Raw genomic sequence first — 16,505 nt, 5'->3', positions numbered from 1 at the left:
GTTACAGGATGTGAAACAATCAGGGTTCGAGGCGGCGTTGCTGGTGAATCCAGTCGACGATCTCGCCGTCGGGCGTGTAGCCGCTGACCGTTTCGCGTAGAAGTTGACGGACGCGGGCGTAATCATCCTCCTCGACAGCGATCAGTAACTCAGTGAGACGCCCCTTGAGCACGTCCCAGGGCAAATGGTCTTCGTTGGCGGTCATGATCATCGGATGTGGCGTCGCGGCAACGTTATCGCCGATCAGCAACTCTTCGTAGAGCTTCTCTCCCGGACGCAGGCCCGTAAACTCGATCGAAATATCGCCCTGGGGATTTCGCTCGGAACGGATGCTCAAGCCGGACAGGTGAATCATCTTCTCCGCCAGCTCGACAATCTTCACCGGTTCGCCCATGTCCAGCACGAACACATCGCCGCCCTGCCCCATGGAACCGGCTTGAATCACCAGTTGCGCAGCTTCGGGGATGGTCATGAAGTAGCGGGTGATTTTCGGGTGTGTGACGGTCAGCGGGCCGCCGGATTTGATCTGGCTGTGGAACAGCGGGATCACTGAACCGGATGACCCCAGTACATTACCGAAGCGCACCATGGTGAAACGGGTCTTGTTGACGCGCGACACATTGGCTTTATCGCCGAACAGCACAGGGGCAATTTCACGACTCAGGGCTTGAAGCGTCAGCTCCGCCAGGCGCTTGGTACTGCCCATGATGTTGGTCGGACGTACGGCCTTGTCGGTGGAGATCAGCACGAAGTTGGCGACCCCCGACTGCAACGCAGCCTGAGCCGTGTTCAGGGTTCCGATAACGTTATTCAGCACGCCCTCGGCAATGTTGTGCTCGACCATTGGCACATGCTTGTAGGCAGCGGCATGGTAGACGGTGTCCACCCCCCAGGTCTTCATTACATCAAGCAGTTTATGCGGATTACGGATGGAACCGAGGATGGGTAGCAATTTGACCGAGACCGATTCACGGCAGGCGCGCTGCTCCAATTCCGACAGGATGCTGTAAAGGTTGAACTCACTGTGCTCAAACAGCAGAAGCGTGGTCGGGCCGAGCGAGAAAATCTGTCGGCAAAGCTCCGAACCGATCGAACCGCCGGCGCCAGTGACCATCACTGTCTTGCCCTTGATACAGCGCTCGAGCAAATCGCCCTGGGCTGGCACGGCATCACGGCCCAGTAAGTCTGCGATATCCACTTCCTGGATGTCTTCAACCTTGACCCGACCACTGGCCAGATCGGTGAAGTTCGGGACGCTTCGCACATGGAGGGGATAAGCCTCCAGCAGATTGAGAATTTCCCTGCGTCGTGCACGGGTGGATGACGGCAGCGCCAGGAGAATTTCCTGTGCGCCGGTGACGTCGATCATCTGCTGGATGTGTTTGGGTTTGTAGACCTGGAGGCCGGAAATAGAGCGATCGGCGATGCTGGAGTCGTCGTCGATGAAGGCTACGGGGCGCATCACCCGGCCCATGCGTAACGCAGCGACCAACTGATTGCCTGCCACGCCTGCGCCGTAGATGGCGACTTTGGTCAGGCCGTCATCGCGGCTGGTGAACGGTACGTGCTGGGCCGCGGTGAACCAGTCGCCCATGAAGTACTGGCGCATGCATAGGCGTAGGCCTCCGATGATGACAAGGCTTAGCCACCAGTAGTTGAAGATGATGGAACGGGGGACGACGACCTGATGGTTGCTATACCAGAAAACGACTACTGCCAAAATGAGCGCAGAAAGGCTAACCGCCTTGATAATGGCAATCAATGCTTCATTGCCAAAGTAGCGCATGACTGCCCGATACATGCCAAACCGAATGAACAGAGGGATGGCAATCACTGGCGCGCAAAGAAACAACCACAGGTGAGCCCTCAGAGGCTCAAGCAGATCGTCTATACCCAAACGAACCACGAACGAACCCCACAGCGAGATCCAGACCAGGAACACGTCCATGATCACCTGAATCAGGCGCTTTCTCTGGCGAGGCATTCCCAAAAGGAATATCCGCAGTTTGTCCATTCCCATTCCTTCCATCTTGATCTCAGTTAGTCCAAGCCATGCAGGGATTGCACCACAGTCACAGAACAATTCCTTCGATAAACGAAGCAGGCGCCGGTGCCCGGGCACGCTTCACGCATTCACTCTAATCTCCAGTAGAGCGTAAAAGAGTAGAGATTAAACCTTCCAGACAGATAAAATGCACGCCCTGTGCGCATCCCCGATGCCGGTTCTATCACCCAGGATGATGTCAAGTAGACATCAGTCTTTTTTTTACGCACTGACAATGCATTTTTTAAACTCATGATGCGAGGACGCATGGACCAGCAACCGCCCCTGTCCGGTAGATCAGACGCTGAGCTATTCGTCGAAAACTCAAGGAGTTCACTGACAGCCCCCGAAGTAGCGATCCTTCTGTGTACGTTTAATGGCTGCACATTTCTTAAAGAGCAAATTGACTCTTTCATAGCCCAGACACATCAAAAATGGACGCTATACATTTCTGATGATGGCTCTACCGATGGAACGCTTGCACTGCTGGAAAATTACCAGGACCTGATCAACTCACAACGCATACAAGTGTTCAGTGGTCCGCGCGCAGGTTTTGCTGAAAACTTCATGTCGCTGGTAAGAAACGAGAATATAAAGGCAGACTTTTTTGCATTCAGCGATCAGGACGATATCTGGTTCAATAACAAGCTGGAAAGAAGTATCCGACAATTGGAGTCGCTGCCCCCCCATCTGCCAGCCCTGTACTGCTCCCGCACTCGCCTGATCGATCAAGACCGGAAAATCATTGGTTTTTCACCTGACTTCAAACGGCCCCCAGCCTTCCAGAATGCGCTGATCCAAAGCATTGCCGGTGCCAATACGATGCTCCTCAATAGCGCAGCACGGGACCTCTTGAACAAGATCCCCCACACCATGACCGTTGTCGCGCACGATTGGCTCACCTATCTTTTGACGACAGCCTGCGGTGGAAACGTCATCTACGATTCAGAGCCGACGCTGGACTATCGCCAGCACGGTGGCAATGTCATCGGTGCCAATTCCGGTTTCAAAGAGCGCCTGATACGCCTCGGCAAGTTGATCGACGGACGCTTCAGCCGCTGGAGTGATTCAAACCTTCAGATCCTTGAGTTACTTGAAGGGGAACTGACACCCGTGAATCGGCAGACATTGAATGACTTCAAACATGGGCGGCAAAGCTCCATCTTCAAGAGGTTTCGCCTCATGAAAAAGTCAGGTGTTTATCGCCAGACCCTGGCCGGTAACATCAGCCTCATTCTGGCCATCTGCCTGAACAAGATTTAAGGTGACACAGCGGGCACCGACACAAGGTGCCCTTTTCAAAAAAGTGCTGCTCGCACCGATCACAATTTTTTAATGATGTATCGGCACAGACGTACGTAATACAACGTGCGGGTTCTGAGTCGCCCCAACCATTTCTTACCCAGCTTGTGATAAGGCGCCTGAAACGCAAGATCACGAATCACCGCAGTGACGCTCAACTCAGAAGTACGATCTATGCCAGCGTCGATCTGAGCCAACAGCGTAGGCCTTACATGATGCTGGTCAACCTCTCTGGCGACCTCGGCACGGCTGATAAAACCGCTGTCGATGGCTCTTCTAAGGCATGCCATCCAGAGATGGCCGTTCGGGTTCTCAAGAGAAACCCAAGGCTGGGTGTTCATGTCGGTGTAATGCAGCAATGAGGTCTGTCCGGCGGAGTACTGCTCCAGAGAGTTCCACGTCACCGGCACCGAGTAGCCAATCTGTTTCGCGACGCTCATTTCGAACATCAATGTGCGGTATTCAAGCGCCCCACTGTCCAGATCAGCAACAATATCTTCGATCTTCCAGTTTAATCGCTCGCAGTCCAGAACCATGACGCTGAATTGCGAACGGCGCCCTTGAGTGCCGCTCTCTACCGTCAACAGGTGATTATCGAAAAACGGCTGGCTCCAAAGTCCCTCAATGTCTTCAAAGACTTGCATGTCGGCGTCCATATAAATGGCTCGCCCTTTGAACTGACATAATTCAGGAATAAGGAATCGCTGGAAGGAAAAAGGCGTACGAGCCTGGTTCTCCATACCTTGGGGCTGAGGGATTGGTCGCTGATGGCTATAAATCGCCGACAGTTCAACCGGCAGTGAAGACCGCTCTCTGATCGAAAACTCCAGCACCCGCATTGGCAACCATTCAGCCGGGGTGGCGGCTACAAAGACGCGGACCGGCGTCAAAACGGTATTTCCAGCCATTCCCGTTGGATGATCGTCGGTCTGCAAGTTCATACCTGGTTCCCTTCAAACTGCCAGTCCGCAAGCTTCTGTACAGGCACAGCGTTCAAGTATTCGCCACCGACCCTGAATGCAACACTTTCTGACAAGGACAGATGACTGACACCATCCGGGCTCATCACCTGGATAGACAAGGAATAGGGGCCCGGGGCCAACTCTGCGCCGCCCAACTGAGCGACCAGTCGACTGGCAGAGTCAGGCCAAGTCAAGTTACAACGAGCTGAGTTCCAATCCATAAGAACACCTTGCGAACTGTCTCTTAAAAATACACAGACCTGAGCATTGGCAGGCAACCTGGAAACATCGATATCCAGAACCATTTGCGCGCCATAAGGAATGGTCTGTCCTGAAGGCAGTACGCTTCCATCAATCAACAAGTCAAATGACACCAGTTCCGGATTCAACACGTGACCGCGTTTCTTCTCGCTCTGGTCACCCAACTTGTCCTGGTAGATGGAAATGGCTTGTTGTATGCCACCATCAAAAATGACCCGGCCCTTCTCCAGAAAGAAACCGCGATCGCACATGCGTGCAACTTGTCCGATGGAATGAGAGACAAACAACACCGCAGCATTACGTGCCAGCTCATTGACTCGCTCATAACACTGCAGCCGAAATGAAAGATCACCCACCGCGAGCACTTCATCGATGATCAGAATGTCGGGCTCAATGACCGTTGAGGCAGCAAATCCCAGACGGGATTTCATCCCCGAGCTGTAAAATTGCACAGGGGAATCGAAAAACTCATTGAGCCCGGCAAAATCCTGAACAGCACTAATGTAGTGTTTGAGCTCTTTGCCGGATTTCCCCATAAGCTGACCACGTACAGATACGTTGTCCCTGCCCGTCATGGAAGGCACAAATCCGGCACTCATTTCGAGCAGAAATCCGATTTCCCCCTTGCGAGAGATCTTACCGCGGTCGGCAACCAGCTTTCCCGCTATGCACTTGAGCAACGTGCTCTTTCCCGCGCCGTTATGCCCCAACACTCCAAGTACTTCGCCTCTGCGCAACGAGACATTGATATCCCGCAGAGCCCAAAACTCGGAGTCGCGTAATTCAGTGGGCGCTGCGCCTCGCGACAACGCTCCCCGCAGCAAGTCTTTGGAGGCATATTTGACGGATGATTTCAGGTCCCTGGAATACTTTTTCCACAAACCGTCGATTTCAAGCAAAGCACTCATCAGTTACCCATCCGTTCAAGAAGAATTGGCACCTGACGACTCAAGGACTTGATCAGCCAACACAGTACCAGAAGCGAAACCCCCATCGCGATCAACATCGGGAGCATATAAACAGACTCCTCCCCCCGCAGGGATCGGGAGATGGCCGCCAAAGGAGAGGCAATAGGGTTGAAAACATTCACCCAAAACAACGCGCCACTTTTTTGCTCAAGGGCCGCATAAAAAATGGGGGAAATCAGAATCATCGGCAAGCTGATCGAACTGAGGCCTTTACGCACATCGGCGTACAGTACAGCCCAGGGCGCCAACAGCAGACCGAGCATGGTAGCGGATATCAACAAGGCAATCAGACTGCAGAAAAACCACAGCCATGACGAGATATCCGTGGGCAACGTAAGCCCGAGTACAGGAACAGCGATCAGAATCAGTACCACTCTGATAACCAGCGCGATAATGCCCTCAAACGCAACGGCCAGCACGAAAGGAACGGGCCCCACATTCATACCCTTGAGCAAACCACGATTGCGTCGAATGAATTCGGAAGTTTCCTGAACCATGTGCATCCAGCACTGAAACAGTGTGATCCCGGCAAAGGCGCGCAATACATCCCAGCTTCCTTCCACCGTATGGGTGGCTTCACCGTTCAGTTGACGTTTTACAAAGATATAACAGGCGGCGTAAAGCATCGGGATGATTAGCGTCCAGGCATAACCCAATGCATGCTGCTTTATTTGCATGACAATACTGCGACGTGCCAGCGCTAAACTTGAGTTGATAATACTTGCGATCATAGTGACGATCTATCCTCAGCGCACAACAGATGGTGAAATTATCGAAAGAACTTGCGCTGCAATTTCATCCAGTCGGGCCTTTGACGCTTGCGGTTGAGACATATCCACCGCATAGCATTCAAGAAACCAATCTACAAAATTCTTGTATCTTACTTCCAACTCAGCTGCGGTACTGTTTTGAACATAATCCCAAGCCTCATCCAAAGTGGTCGGCGTCGCGTTGAATGTAACACAGTCGTACTCGACGCGACCGAAAGTGACAACTGGCTTGACTTGCAGCAGCGCCTCAAAACCCACGCCACTGTTAATGGTATAAACCGCAGTAGCATGCGCGATCAAATCCTGAACATTGGCTTCGCTGTAAAAAATGTTCGTGTTATCGACCATTTTTTCGAAAGGTTTCATGCTCTTCATGTTTGCAGGATGAGGCTTCAGCACCACAGTGACGCCATTTTTCTTCGCCCATTCCACCAGCGACTCAACAAGCACTTGTTCCGAAAAATCGGAGAACAATTGAATCGATTGATCTGTAGGAATCTGCAGAGGGAAAAAAATATAGGGGCGCAGAGTGCGACGGGGGAACCAGCGGCCACTGATATCAAATGGTAACAAACCTTCTTCAATCAACTGCCTCTTCGACTTGGCAGCTTGCTGGGCAAACTTGCTAGCCAAGCGGCCATCCACAAGACGCGCTCGATATTCGTCAAAAGACGTTTGTGCCTTATCAGAGTTAATATTTCGTGCAACGGGATACACGCTGGACGCTGCGCTCCATCCTCGCCCATCGACAACAAAAGCCCATCGAAAGAACTCTTGCATGTAAAACAACACCGGAGTCTTGCCATCCAAAAAGTTCAGGTGACATCGATGGGGAACAAACGCGAGAGCAGCGCCATCCGCGTCAATTCTTTCACGATCGATTTCCCAGCCTGGCAACTCGATAACGTTGACGGTCAGACCGGCACGCTCAAGCGCATTAGCCATGCGCACGGCAAATTCTTTCCAGCGCAAACGCAGGTCGATAACGTCATCACTGACCACAGGAAACTGGGTTGACGTTGCCGGCATCCTCTTCCAGGGAAGGTCGAGCCTGGGAATGTAAAAGGCAATAGTCAGGGTGGAGGCTTCCAGGTTCAGGGACCGATTACCAAGGCTCTGGATGTACTTCCCTTCCACTGCCGTGGCTATCCGTGAACGAATCCATTCATTGGCCAGTGAGTTGTCTACAGTAAAAAACTCTTCAGCCAGATGATGGCTAATGGTACGTTTTTGCACGTCGTCACAGAGCAGATTCTGAAGCAGAAAAAAACGCAGGTCATAAAGTTTGAGACCGCCTTTGCCGGCCCAGAGAATGCTTGAAGTGGAAAATGTCCAATCGGCATATTTACGCTTCAAATTGTAAAACTTGAGCTGATCGGCATATGCGTTCATCTGCCTGAAGAACAACCTTTGATCGACGAACCATTCTAGAGAGCGCTCAACAACACCCTTGTCGATTTCGCTGGAGATTTCTCTCAGCAACCGAATAATCCCCTCCGAAGGAGCCAGCCAGATAGACCCCGTAGCAATAGCCAAATGCTCTGGCTGATCCTCGGCGAGGTTTCGTCGAACAATAATGACGTCGGCGTCTGTTTTGTTCGAAAAATCAAAATCAAACGGATTAACTACCAACGAATCAGCATCAATACTGAACACAGGAACAGAAAATACAGACAGAATATTGGAAAGTTGCAGAAAGCGGGCACTGGCATAATAAGCGCGCTGCTGATCTGTATTCAGAGCTGAAAGATCAATGGTTTCGAATGATACGCTGAGTCGTGTCGACACCAGACAGCGAGACAGCATTCCGATTCGGCTTACGGTGTCCGCACCGGGATTGATGACATGTAAAAAGAAGGTAGCACCTGGAGAATACAGATCTACACTTTTGATCAAAGAGATGGCATAACCGAGATAACCCGCGTCACAGGCAGAAAACAGTAAAAGGGGCTCATCACCGCTTACTTCCGGAGCGATGAGCCACTGCACAGTCCGATTAACCATTTTCACAACACCTTACAAAACAACATTTTAAAAACTCAATACAATACAGCACCAAATGCCCCCCCCAACAACTTCTCGACACCTGACCCCATGAGGTCTCAACACACGCTAACCGTATCAAAAATCGTGGTCAGTTGTTGTTCGAGCTTATGAAGCGAATAGCGCTCAGAACAATAAGACTGAGCTATCTCAACAGCCCGCTTTCTGGCGTCTGTCGAGTCAAGATATAGTGCCAACGCTGAGTACCAATCTTCATTTACCAAGACCCCAGCGCCTTCCGGAATGATCATGCTGTAAACCGGAACATTCGACGCCACCACGGGAATACCGGCAGCAGAGTATTCAAGATACTTCGTGGGAGCCTTGCAAAGGTTGAACTCCTCATTGACCAATGGAGCGAGACCGATATCCCAATTCAACCCAGCCAGGACTGATAAAAACTCAGTATAAGATTTGTTGACTTTATGGCTTTTCACCCTGTCTCCAAAGCGCAAAAGACGATCGGGCATCTGTATCGTCCCGAATACTTCAAAGTGCAATTTCGGCCGCTCTTCGAGTAATCGCTCCAGCATCGGAACCACCAAATTCAGGTCTTCCTGGTGCCCTTTTGACCCCATATACCCAATAGTCTGGTACTGCCGCTCTTGTCGATTAACCGTCACCCGTTGCCCCATGTACGGAAAATATTCTCCAGTAAAAACATGTTGCCTCGGAAACAGACTTTTGAGCAGTTCGGCAAGGTGAGGGGTCGACGCATAAATCAGGTCACATTGCGCCAGCAGATTTCGACGCGCATCAATGACATCTTTAGCGCCTTGACGTTTCTGAATTTCGGCTCCTAGAGAAGGGGGTAGTTCAAGCAAGTTATCGTCAATGTGATAGATAACGGGAACATTCAGTGCTTTAAAGAACTTGAGTATATCCACACCAAACGGTTGACCATATCGAGTAAATATGACCAACTCAGGTTTAAAGCTATCGCTCCACTGTTCCCAGCAACCAACCCCCTTTTGCGAAACCAGTTTTTGCGACACCACAGCGACATTGACCTCTCCTCGCTGATGCATCTCGCGCAGAGGGATATCAAAGCTAATGAAATACGTGGCATTCACCTGCTCTGTGAATATAAGAATATTCCTCCCCTTCGGGTTCCCGTCGAGGAGGACATCAAACTCATTCGGCGCGATGATATGGCGCTTCTTGAAAAGCGCCTTGAGCAACGTAATCATGCGTTTGAAGCCTTTTGCCCGTTAGAGTTGCTGCCTGGGAGCCTGGCTTCGTAGTCCTTGATAACCTGCTGACGGCGCCGCTTGGCTTCGTAAACGGCTTTATGAGGAACATAGCCGGCAAGCTTGTCCCGAGCGGCATTCTTCTTATCCCAAAGACTATGGAGAAACGAGGGAATAAGATGACGATATTTGATATCACGAATCAATGAAGGTCGGAAATAACCAAGATCGATCTCTTTTTGAATTTCCGCCTCGGTCAACGCCCCATTTTTAAGCATCAACCGAACTTCCGCGAACCATGGCCAGGCATTTTTGTTTGCACAAGCAGACCAAGGCTGAGTATAAACGTCGGTGTAATGAATCAACCGAGTGTCTTTATCCAAATGCTCGAGGCTGTTCCACTCAAAAGGCACACCATACTTTACGTATTTTTCCTCGAGAATGATCAGTTCCCACATTAGCTGGTCATAATTGTACTTGCCCTCATCCATTTCTTGAACGATGGTTTCGATTTCCCAGTCCAGCTTTTCGCAGTCAAGAAGCATGACGGCGCATTGTTTCTTGCGAGTTTTCGGCGCCCCGACCTTGTCGGTCGACGCTTCGGCAAACTTGACTTCTTGCTGGATTACAATTTTCGCACCGTCGAACGGAATGTTCCACAACTCGCGAATATCGCGAAACACCAACATGTCTGCGTCCATGTAAATGGCCTTGCCCTTGTAGCCACAAAGCTTTGGAATGCAGAAACGACTGAATGAAAAACCGGTACGTTGACCATTGCGCGGATCCAGTGGCTCGGGGACCGGGAGATCCAACATCGGAATGACTTCAACATTTGCAGTCGTGTGGCGTTTGATGGAGTATTCAAGAACAGGAACGGCGAGCAATTGCGAACGATCGACACCTACATATACCCGTATTACTTCGTCACCATCAACCATGGGAAATTCCTCTTAAAACGTTAGCACTCTGAAAATCAACTATCGACCACCGTACAAGATGCCTATAGCGGACCGGATACTCATTTGAAGCTCTGGTCCAAGGCTCTGCAGGGGTGACGTTGCTGGAGCACGCATAGCGAATATCACCGGCTCGATGTGGCCCGGTTATTTTATAGGAGCTGTCATTCATTCCCAAGATGCGCATCGGCCGCCACCTTCAAGAACTGACATCATTAAGAATTGACGTAGAGAGCAAGTCGTCAACCAATCGGGCGGCGGCATCGCCTTCCAAGACCATACGGTTTACAAAGCACTCGGAAAGATGCTTGAGCTCTGGCGCTTGGCTTTCATCGAGAACGCGTTCGATGAACGCGGACCAGTTCGCCATCTGCTCGATGGCATAAAGTGGGGCATAGGTTTCAGTGTCGAGATCACCCTTGACCACCGCGACCGGCAACCCCCGCGCTGCAGCATCGAGGGCCACGGTAGAGGGGCTGGTGATGACCGCTTTCATTCGACCCAACAGGCCGCCAGCGGTATAACGCTCCCATTCCGCCTGCTTGGGATCGGCGATGATCAGGTTCGAGGCGACGGGCTTGTCTCCTTTGTAACGGGAAGTCAGCCACAGGCCCGCATGATGAGGCTTGATCAAAAAGGTGACGGAAGGGAATTGCTCCGCCAGCGCGGTCACTCCCTCAAGAAAAAATTGCCGATATTCTTCGGAGTACCGATGCCAGTGCAGGTTTTCGAAGACACCGACCACACAGGCCTCGGGGGCGATCAACGCATCCAGATTGGCGCTTTCATCCCGACCGACCTTGGAGCAACCGATCGCAACGCATTTTGCGCGCGTGGCAGCACTGATATCTGCGTGCAAGGTGTCCAGCCCGCCCCAAAGGTAGATCCTGTCGGCGGCGAAATTGACCCGGTCTATCGAATGGATCTTGTCGCTGTAGGTCAACCCCACATTCTCGAGGCCATGTTGCAAGGTCGCGGTCATGATGCCGGCGACTTTCGCCGCTTCGGTCAGCGCGCGACTGAATCGATGAGGACTGAGATTGGTTTCCGACACCGTCAGCAGCGCTCTGGTCCGAGAATCGAAGCAGAATGAAGCCAATGGCTCGACGGCTGACACCACCCGGACATTGATCTGATGAAGTGACAGGGTTTTCATTACTCGCGGAGAAGCCTTGAGCAATGTGTGGCTGCACACCACTTGCACCGCTATCCCACGTTGTTTGAGTTCAAGAATGATCGGCAGCGCAAGATCCAGATCCTGGACCAGGTGCAGTACCACTAGGACCTCCGCTTCGTGGACGTCTGCTGCCCCGGAGCATTGAGCGATGGCTGATTGCAGCGCATCCCGCCACAGAGAACCAATGACAGCAGAGCTGAAGTGTTGCTCGATCAGCGTCCTGGCGAGTGCTACATCCTGGCGACCATTTTCGGTGCTCGACAGATAACGACGCAGCCCCTGTAAAAAATCACCGGTCATGATGCTGCCACCCAGCGGCGACAGTGCAGGCGTTGCGGTAGCGACGACGGGAATGCCTTGGGTCAGGGCATGAACCGTTCGATTGGCGGACTTGCAGATACTGAACGGATCGCAGGAGTTGGGGATCAGAACAACCCGTGAAACAGCCATCCAATCGTCTACAACATTGATCGACCATTCTACATAGCGCGATGCAATGGCCATCGGCTTGATAAAGCGCTCGTACTTGGCAGCATTGTTACTGATCACCACAAGCTCAACCGGATATTCCAGCGCGATTGCTTCCAGTGCATTCTGGATGAGAAGCAAGTCCAGGATGCCGAAGTCGGCGTAATCGGCACCGTGATTACCGAACCACAGCAAATACATGGTATTCGACGGATCGAGGGCCGGTGCATTTGGAATAACGAGGGTGATCGCTGGAGCAGCGACAACCGCTGCCTTTTTAAAGCCGGTGATTTGTTTGCTGAGCAGACGCAAGCCCGCCCTCAGAATGGCCATGACCGTTGCGACCGAACCATCCCTACCGCGTTTTTTCCGGATGCGTTGCAACTGCGTTTTCAGCAAGCGTTTGAATGTATGGATGACCCCTGAATCCTTGAACTCATCAGACAGTTTTATCAACCGGCTACGCCACAGGGATTGAGTCATGGGCTTTTCAATCGCCCTGGCGTTATTGATGAGCTGACTGCCTTCGTGCACTACAGTTTCAGAGGCAAGACCATCGGGAATGATGTGTACGGTAATGCCCGGCACATGAGCCTTTATAACGTCAGCCAAAGGTTCAGTGGTCGTCACAACGGCGGTTGCGAGTCGGGCCATTGCGGCAAACATTTCGCCAGGCGTACCCAACTGACTCTTTCCATATCCAGGCACAAAAATGTTGTCACACAGATCGATGACAACGGGTATGTTCAGTGCTCGGGCACGCTGAACCAGTGCTAGGCTTTCGACAGAAAAGGCTTTGACGATAACAAGCACATCGAGGCTTTCAAGATCGACGGGACTGCGATTGGTAAACAGACTGCAGATAAAACCTTCCTTTTCGAGTGCCAACAAAGGAAGTAACGCCCGGTAGCGCACGCTAGCCGTGTCGAGAGACAGCGACGCGACGCACCAGCCCACTTTTATCTGACGTCTATCCATAAGACCTTCCATCTCTAAACGCTTCCTCGCCCTTCAGTTAGTGCAACAACAAGCCGAAGCTAATAAATATAAAAAACTGTTAACAAAGTGATACACAAAAACACGTTCATGAATAAATACATCGCATATGCGTAACGCTCGCCCCGAATTTGCAGAACTGCCAATGCTGCGAGAGCAAAATCGGACAAGAATCATGACCGCACATTCTACCAAACGCCTGCCGGCTCGCAGGCTTTTTTTCAATGCAGTGCATTCTGGACGATATTTGCGAGAGGGCCATGACGTGCGTCAAACGCACTAAACTGAATACGGCGAACTGCAAAACGATGGCCAGCCCTGACCTGACCACCACACTCAGTATCCTAAGACACACCAGCGCAAGGCCCGACGGATGGGTATGCTTGGGCGAGTTACCACCGAATGAGCAAAATTGGAAACACTGCAAAGCAACCTGATTCGAACTTATGACCTGCCCGCCCTTAATAGATAAGCCACACAGACAAGCGGTGCATACGCCATACACATCCCCGCCACGGCATTCAAATGACCGAGCACAACCAGGATCGCGAGCGGCAGCAAAAAAACAACATTGATGACAGCCACACTTATCGTCACCTTTTTATGACCCCAGCGGCGTGCCGCTTTCTGATAAGCATGGCTGCTATGGGCCTGATATACCTTTTCTCCGTTGATCAAGCGCCGAACGAGCGTCCATGTCGCATCAACAATAAAAACCCCCAACAGAATCAACCAGCTCCAGATCAGCTCCGGCTTGCTCCAGGCCGCCTGAAGCGCCATTGCCCCGAGAATAATGCCGAGAAAACCGCTCCCCGCATCCCCCATGAAGATCCGGGCAGGTGGAAAATTCCAGCACAAAAAGCCTGCAACGGCCACAACCAGCATCAACGGCCCCCATACCAGCTCAGTTGTGCCACTAACCCCATAAACCAGGCATATTCCCAGGCACACGGTGATGGCTTCAACGCTGGCCAAACCATCGATGCCATCCATGAAGTTATAGAGATTGAGCATCCAGACCAGATAAACCGCCCCAAGGATGGAACCGATCCACCCCAGATCCAGCGAAACACCCAACAAAGCAATGGGTGCGAGTCCATTGAGCCAGAACAACACCCAGGTCGCGGCGATGAAGTGCCCCAGCAACCGCCACCTCGCGGCAATATGACCATGGTCGTCGGCGAAGCCAATCACCGCCACCAGAACGCCCGCCCCAACCAACGCTATTAGCGCAGACAGAGGCAACACCCCCAACAACGACAGGACCGGAAGCGCGAGCAAAAAAGCGACAACGATTGATACACCGCCACCGCGTGGCGTTGGAACCGTATGAGCGCTACGCTCGTTTGGAATATCCATCAGGCTTCGGGACAAGGCATACCGGCGCAAAACCCGGGTCAACCCCCATGAAACGGCAAACACCACCATCAATAACGCAAAAATCATCTTGTCTGTTTATCCCGATAATGATCGGCCGCCTGACGCAAAGCCCTTTCCGCACTGACAGGCGGATGCCACCCAAGCACCTCACGCGTGTGCCTGATATCCACCTGCAAAGAACCACACAGCCGCTCGACAACCCCTGACTTGCCCATCATCGAGGCCACCACTCTCAGCAACCCCGCAGGCACTGGCAGCAGTCTCGCGACCTTGTCCAGAGCAAGCGCCATATGGCGCAGCAACTGGGTAGTGGAAAGATCTTCGCCATCGCTGACCAGAAAGACCTGGCCGACGGCAGCAGGACTGTCGATGCAGGTGACCACCAGGTCCGTGAGATTTCCGAGTGCAACCAGACTGCGCTGATTATCAATGGCACCCAATGGCAAAGGCACGCCGCGATCCAGCCAACGCATCATGCTGAGGAAATTGGCTTTGACACCCGGCCCGTAAACGAGGGGCGGACGGATAACAACAACCTCCATCCCGGTTTCCAGGCTGATTTGCCGTAACGCAATCTCTGCCTCGTGCTTGGACACCCCATAAGGATCGACTGGCGCAGGCGAATCCGTTGCCTTGAACGGCATGTTGCGACCTGTGCTTTCGCCATTCACCTTGATCGAACTGATAAATATAAAACGTTTCACGCCGGACTCTGCCGCACGCCTGGCAAGCCGGACAGTACCCTCAACGTTGGCTTTACGAAACGCTGCCAGACTGTCCGTAACCGTTTCATTCATGACGTGCACTCTGGCCGCACAATGAATGACGACAGCAATGCCCTCCAGCACAGGCATGCCAGTCGGCAGATCGAGATCGAAAGGAACGACCCGACACAAACCGCTCAATCGTGTACTTGCGCGGACAGCGGCGACGGGGGTGAATTTCTTATCGAGCAACAACCTGAAGACCACGGCCTCGCCTACAAACCCCGTCGCGCCCGTCACTAAAACCCGCGGACTGTTCATCTGGATTTACTTCCGATCAATGCAGTGGCCCAACAAATCAAAAAGAAGAACACTTTATCCCGCGCACGCCGACGACATTTCCAGGCACTTAAAGAGAGACTCAATAGCTGCCTGCGCCCCAGACGCAGCCAGCCCCGAACGAAAGGATCCGCACCTAGCCCCACCTGACACGCAATCAGCCGGACCTGGGAGAACCACCAGCCATCATGAATCGTCTTGTAACGTGCGATCAACGGATTGAGGCCCGTGTTGGCCCCAACCTGATTGCGCTCGTGCTGGCGATATTGCATGGACGGCTGCGGGTCGATAAACCACTTGAAGCCATGGCTGCGCGCAAAGGCGTAGCAGTACCAGTCATGCAGGCTGACACCTTGCAAGTCAGCCCAATTAACCAGCATGGACGCCTTTAAAGGCACCATCATTTTCTGGCTCATCACATACGTGCAACCTGGCCCAGCCGCTTCAAACAAGAAGTCCCAGGCAACCTGAGGTTGAGCCTTGTCCAGCAATTGCGTCCTGCCGTTCGACCAAAAGGCGGTGACGTTGCTGGAGTAGGCATCTACCTTACGGGTCTGAATCGCATGGGTCGCGCGCTGAAGCTTATCCGCGTGCCATACGTCATCCTGATCGGCAAAGGCGACAAACTCGTACTCATCCAGATCAACATCGCGGATCAGCCTGAAGAAGTTGCGCGAAGCACCACCGAAGGTGCCAGCAGCGGGCAGCACGATAACGCTTGGGTGCTGTGCAGCGTAAGCCGCACACCAAGCCTCGGTACCGTCAGTGGAAGGATCGATACTGATATAAACGGTTACGTCGACAGCTGACTGGTCGAGGATCGAGGCCAACTGCTCCTCGATCCACCGCATGCCATTGTAGGCAGCCAGCAAAACCGCAACCTTGGGATGTTTTACTGGCATACCATTCCTGCCTGGACCGATTAAACGCTGCTGTTCGAAA

At 52.4% G+C, this 16,505-nt stretch carries 12 protein-coding genes; 1 reads left to right on the top strand and 11 read right to left on the bottom strand.

Translation table 11 applies throughout. The features are described from left to right. Positions 1 to 19 precede the first annotated feature (19 nt). Positions 20 to 2,014 (bottom strand): nucleoside-diphosphate sugar epimerase/dehydratase, encoded by a 1,995-nt coding sequence (locus JUI81_RS14935; RefSeq protein WP_204124589.1) that lies wholly within the window; start codon positions 2,012 to 2,014, stop codon positions 20 to 22. 297 nt (positions 2,015 to 2,311) lie between these two features. On the opposite strand from JUI81_RS14935, the gene JUI81_RS14930 reads away from it, so the two are divergent. Next, a complete protein-coding gene (locus JUI81_RS14930) occupies positions 2,312 to 3,307 on the top strand; it encodes a glycosyltransferase family 2 protein (RefSeq protein WP_239077701.1) in 996 nt (331 codons plus the stop codon). A gap of 59 nt (positions 3,308 to 3,366) precedes the next feature. Here the strand turns inward: JUI81_RS14930 and JUI81_RS14925 are convergent, their stop codons facing one another. The 10 genes from JUI81_RS14925 to JUI81_RS14880 all read right to left on the bottom strand — a co-directional run bounded on the left by JUI81_RS14925 (position 3,367) and on the right by JUI81_RS14880 (position 16,465). Further along, the gene (locus JUI81_RS14925) at positions 3,367 to 4,287 is read right to left on the bottom strand and encodes a glycosyltransferase (protein ID WP_204124588.1); all 921 of its coding nucleotides are present in this window, start codon (positions 4,285 to 4,287) and stop codon (positions 3,367 to 3,369) included. Next, the gene (locus JUI81_RS14920) at positions 4,284 to 5,477 is read right to left on the bottom strand and encodes an ABC transporter ATP-binding protein (protein ID WP_204124587.1); all 1,194 of its coding nucleotides are present in this window, start codon (positions 5,475 to 5,477) and stop codon (positions 4,284 to 4,286) included. Before JUI81_RS14920 ends, JUI81_RS14925 begins: the two co-directional genes overlap by 4 nt. Further along, on the bottom strand, positions 5,477 to 6,268 hold the full coding sequence (locus JUI81_RS14915; RefSeq protein WP_204124586.1) for an ABC transporter permease: 792 nt from the start codon (positions 6,266 to 6,268) through the stop codon (positions 5,477 to 5,479). The genes JUI81_RS14920 and JUI81_RS14915 overlap by 1 nt, the downstream gene beginning before the upstream one ends. A 15-nt stretch (positions 6,269 to 6,283) precedes the next feature. After that, positions 6,284 to 8,311, bottom strand: coding sequence for a hypothetical protein (locus JUI81_RS14910; protein ID WP_204124585.1), 2,028 nt, complete (start codon positions 8,309 to 8,311; stop codon positions 6,284 to 6,286). 98 nt (positions 8,312 to 8,409) lie between these two features. Continuing rightward, positions 8,410 to 9,540, bottom strand: coding sequence for a glycosyltransferase (locus tag JUI81_RS14905; RefSeq protein WP_204124584.1), 1,131 nt, complete (start codon positions 9,538 to 9,540; stop codon positions 8,410 to 8,412). Continuing rightward, a complete protein-coding gene (locus JUI81_RS14900) occupies positions 9,537 to 10,481 on the bottom strand; it encodes a glycosyltransferase (RefSeq protein WP_204124583.1) in 945 nt (314 codons plus the stop codon). The genes JUI81_RS14905 and JUI81_RS14900 overlap by 4 nt, the downstream gene beginning before the upstream one ends. A gap of 217 nt (positions 10,482 to 10,698) precedes the next feature. Beyond that, on the bottom strand, positions 10,699 to 13,122 hold the full coding sequence (locus JUI81_RS14895; RefSeq protein WP_204124582.1) for a hypothetical protein: 2,424 nt from the start codon (positions 13,120 to 13,122) through the stop codon (positions 10,699 to 10,701). A 462-nt stretch (positions 13,123 to 13,584) separates the two neighbouring features. Further along, on the bottom strand, positions 13,585 to 14,586 hold the full coding sequence (locus JUI81_RS14890; protein ID WP_204124581.1) for a glycosyltransferase family 4 protein: 1,002 nt from the start codon (positions 14,584 to 14,586) through the stop codon (positions 13,585 to 13,587). Next, complete coding sequence (locus JUI81_RS14885) at positions 14,583 to 15,545, bottom strand: SDR family oxidoreductase (protein WP_204124580.1); 963 nt, start codon at positions 15,543 to 15,545, stop codon at positions 14,583 to 14,585. The genes JUI81_RS14890 and JUI81_RS14885 overlap by 4 nt, the downstream gene beginning before the upstream one ends. Then, entirely contained in the window at positions 15,542 to 16,465 is a 924-nt protein-coding gene (locus JUI81_RS14880; RefSeq protein WP_204124579.1) for a glycosyltransferase, read from the bottom strand. The genes JUI81_RS14885 and JUI81_RS14880 overlap by 4 nt, the downstream gene beginning before the upstream one ends. Between the last annotated feature and the right edge of the window lie 40 nt (positions 16,466 to 16,505).

Origin of the sequence: Pseudomonas sp. 008 (genome assembly GCF_016861935.1) — a bacterium.
GTDB lineage: Bacteria > Pseudomonadota > Gammaproteobacteria > Pseudomonadales > Pseudomonadaceae > Aquipseudomonas.
Note: the sequence above shows the minus strand (reverse complement) of the source record. Positions and strands in the feature narration are given on the sequence as shown.